2 protein-coding genes and 1 pseudogene are annotated in these 3,169 nt (G+C 57.3%); 1 reads left to right on the top strand and 2 read right to left on the bottom strand.

All coding sequences use genetic code 11. The features are described 5' to 3' along the window. Window positions 1-1,461, top strand: a pseudogene (locus tag V6C16_RS10110) (hypothetical protein); the annotation flags it as partial. Window positions 1,462-1,660: 199 nt separating this feature from the next. Here V6C16_RS10110 and V6C16_RS10105 read toward each other — a convergent pair. Together V6C16_RS10105 and V6C16_RS10100 are read right to left on the bottom strand one after the other, a co-directional pair. After that, the gene (locus V6C16_RS10105; protein ID WP_333534896.1) at window positions 1,661-2,605 is read right to left on the bottom strand and encodes an AEC family transporter; all 945 of its coding nucleotides are present in this window, start codon (window positions 2,603-2,605) and stop codon (window positions 1,661-1,663) included. Window positions 2,606-2,810: 205 nt separating this feature from the next. After that, window positions 2,811-3,169 (bottom strand): thiamine pyrophosphate-dependent enzyme (locus tag V6C16_RS10100; RefSeq protein WP_333543133.1); only part of this gene is annotated, 359 nt, incomplete at its 5' end.

Genomic DNA, 3,169 nt, shown 5'->3' with positions numbered 1-3,169 from the left:
TCCCCGCGCAACTGGCTGTACCGCATGCGCGAGCCTGAACCGGGAGAAGAACTGCCGCCCCGCGACGACAGCCCGGCATGGGAAATGCTCGACAGGCTGGTCGCTTCCGGCCCCGAAGACCTGGCGGATCTGGAAAAAAAGATCGCCCAGAATATCAGCCGTCATCAGCGGGATCCGCGCCTGCGCATGGTGCAGGGCTTCTGTCATGTTGAACGGCAGGACTTTGCCCGCGCCGCTGCCAGCTTTGGCGAGGCGGCCATGCTCACGCCCTCGCCCATGCTTCAGGCGTGGAACGAATTTTTGCAGGCCAGGCTTGAGGAAGAGCAGGGGCATTTTGGCGCGGCCATAGAGCAGTACGGCCAGGTATGGCGCGTGACCCAGTGGCGCGAGACGCAGTACCGCGAGATGGTCTGCAAGGTTAAGATGGGCTTTGCGGAAGCGGTACTGGACCCGATGACAAAGCTCATTCGCGAAGACCCCGCCTACTTCAGCCATATTCTGATGGACCCGGCTCTGGAGCGGGGGCGTCTGCTTATTCTTTCATCTCTGTATGATCTCTGGGCAGAAGCGAAAAAAAAGGCCGAGGCCGAGGGACTGGCCATCAACTCACTGAATTCGCGGCTTAACGACTGGTTTCCGCCGGAGCATCCGGTTCAATTGCTGCTGGGCGGAAAAATCCGGCGGCTGGAAAAGCTCGCCAGCATCAACAGTTACACAGCCTTTCTCAAGGTTGTTGAAACGCGCCCGGCCCTGGAAAAAGAGCTTGAGGAATGCATCAACCGCGAAGTGGAAGAATTGCGCAACAGATATAAATATTATCTGGATATTCTTCAGGAAATACGGGACGAAGCCTCGTGGTTTCCGTTTCCCTCAGCCCTGCGTGAATTCAGCCGTGACTTTAATGAAAGCGCGGGCATCATCAACCGCGCCTTTTCCTGTAACTTTCGCGATGCCGGAGCCTTCAAGCAGGTGCAGGCCGACACCCCGCGCCTGGCAGAGCTGTTGCGCAACCTGCGCAAGCGTTTGCAGTTTTTGCGTATGGTGCGCGATGGAACCCTTTTTGGCCTGACCATGGGCAAGACCTTCATGTGGATTGAGATTGTGGGCTTGCTGCTCTGCTTTATCGGGGTGCCTGTTGTGGTTTTCTGGGGGGACAGCTTGCGCCTGGGCTGGCTGCGCGAGATTCTGGGGGAAGATCAGTGGTCTATCCAGAAGGTGCTCATTCTTATTGTTACGGTCATTTCTTTCGGACTGGCGGCACTGCGCACCACCCTGGTTTTTGACCGCAAGCGGGAAAAGCTGCTGGAACAGGCGCGCAAGCAGCGTGAGCAGGCGCAGCAGACCCGCCTTGAGCGTATCCGCAAGCAACGGCGCGCGGAAGACGAAAAGAATCGGCGTGAGCGTGAGGTTCTGGCTGCCAAAAGGGCGCAGCGCAAGCTGAAAGAAAATACGGACGCCTGACGGGCGATCTTTTCTTGTCAGCGTGTCCACTTGGCCCGCACATTCACAGATCCCGCAATTTCGTCAGGCCGCAATTTCGTTTGGCCGGGACAAGACTGCCCCTACGCCATGCGCATATGAAAATCCGCCCGACAGCGTTGCGGGGCGGATTTTCATATGCTTTTTCAGTCTGTTTCGTTTTTTCTTTCAGAGTTTTGTATCAGGTCAGCCAGATAAATCCGCCCATGGTTATGACGGACAATATGGTGCTCCAGAACAGGGTAGAGGCCATTTCCTGTTCGCCGGACTTGTATTCCACGGCAAAAATGACGGCGATAGAGGCTGTGGGAATAGCCAGGGTCACAGCCGCCAGGCCGCGTTCCGTAACGGGTACGGCCAGCCAGATCATTACCACAAGGACAAGGCCGGGCAGCAGGATGTTCTTGCAGATAACGTTGATGATCACAGGCAGGGACATGCTCACCTTCTGGGCAAAAAGCACCGCGCCCACGGCAAACAGGGCTACGCCGCCCGTGGCCTGCCCCAGCAGAAGAAACGAGCCTTTAAGCACTTTGGGCATGTCCAGGCCTGCCAGCAGCAGCGCAAAAGCCAGCACCGGAGCCCAGACCACAGGCTGTTTGACCGCACTGGCGATACTGTCGGCAACAATGGATATGGGGTTTTTTTTCTGGCCGGAAGAGCTGTCGCCGCTTTCGCCCACAAGAAAGATGAGGGCCAGCGGAACCTGGACAAGGTTCAGGATAATACTGCCCGCGGCAATCGCCAGATCGGCATCAACGGGGAAAAGCATGCCCAGAACCGGAGTTCCCACAAAAGGCACGGCTGGTCCGGCGATTGCCAGACCGCGCAGGGCCGCAAGTTTTACGTCAGACCTGAAAACAAGGCGCGAAATCAGAAAAACAAGCACAAAGCCCCCGGCCATGCCGATGGCTATCCACAAAAATACCTGCGCGTTTTTCAGTACCTCATCAAGCGGCGTGCCGAGGATGCCTGCAAAAAGAAGCATGGGCAAAGCGTAAAGCATGACCATGCGGTTGAGGACAGATGCCTGATCCTGGCTGAAGTCGTGCCGCCATCCGGCCAGAAGACCCAGCAGCAGGGTCACGATAATGGGCAGCAGTGCCATGATTATTGTTTCAAGCATGGGCGGTTCCTTTTAGCCATTCCCGGGACCCGGTGGTCCCGGGAATGGCGTTTGGTTCTGGCTAGAGCAATTTCACTTTGAAATTGCCCTGGCGGCTGCGTGAGCAGTCGCCCGCCGCAAAGATGCAAGCGCAATTTACTTGCGCGGTTAAGCATCAAAGCGAGCGTGACTTAAACTTTGAGAATGTACATTCTCAAAATCTGCTCTAAAGCAGGGGCGGGATGGTGGGCACGATGGGCGCTTCGATAAGGGTGGGGCCGGAGCGCTTGAACGCTTCGGCGCAAACCTTGCGCACCTCGTCCACCGTTTCGGCGCGTACGGCTTCGCAGCCATAGCCCTTGGCGATGGCAACCGTATCAAGGCCCGGCAGGTCAAGGCCCGGCACGCCGGGGGTTTCTTCCAGAACGGCAAAGGACTTCAGAATGGCGTATTCGCCGTTTCTCGGTATGACAAAAAGGATGGGCAGGCCCTGCTGGGCCGCTGTCCACAGCCCCTGAACAGAATATTGCATGGAACCGTCACCGATGATGGCGACCACCGGGCGGTTGCGCCCGCTGTCGCGTT

The organism is Desulfovibrio sp. 1188_IL3213 (genome assembly GCF_036763145.1).
GTDB lineage: Bacteria > Desulfobacterota > Desulfovibrionia > Desulfovibrionales > Desulfovibrionaceae > Desulfovibrio.
Note: the sequence above shows the minus strand (reverse complement) of the source record. Positions and strands in the feature narration are given on the sequence as shown.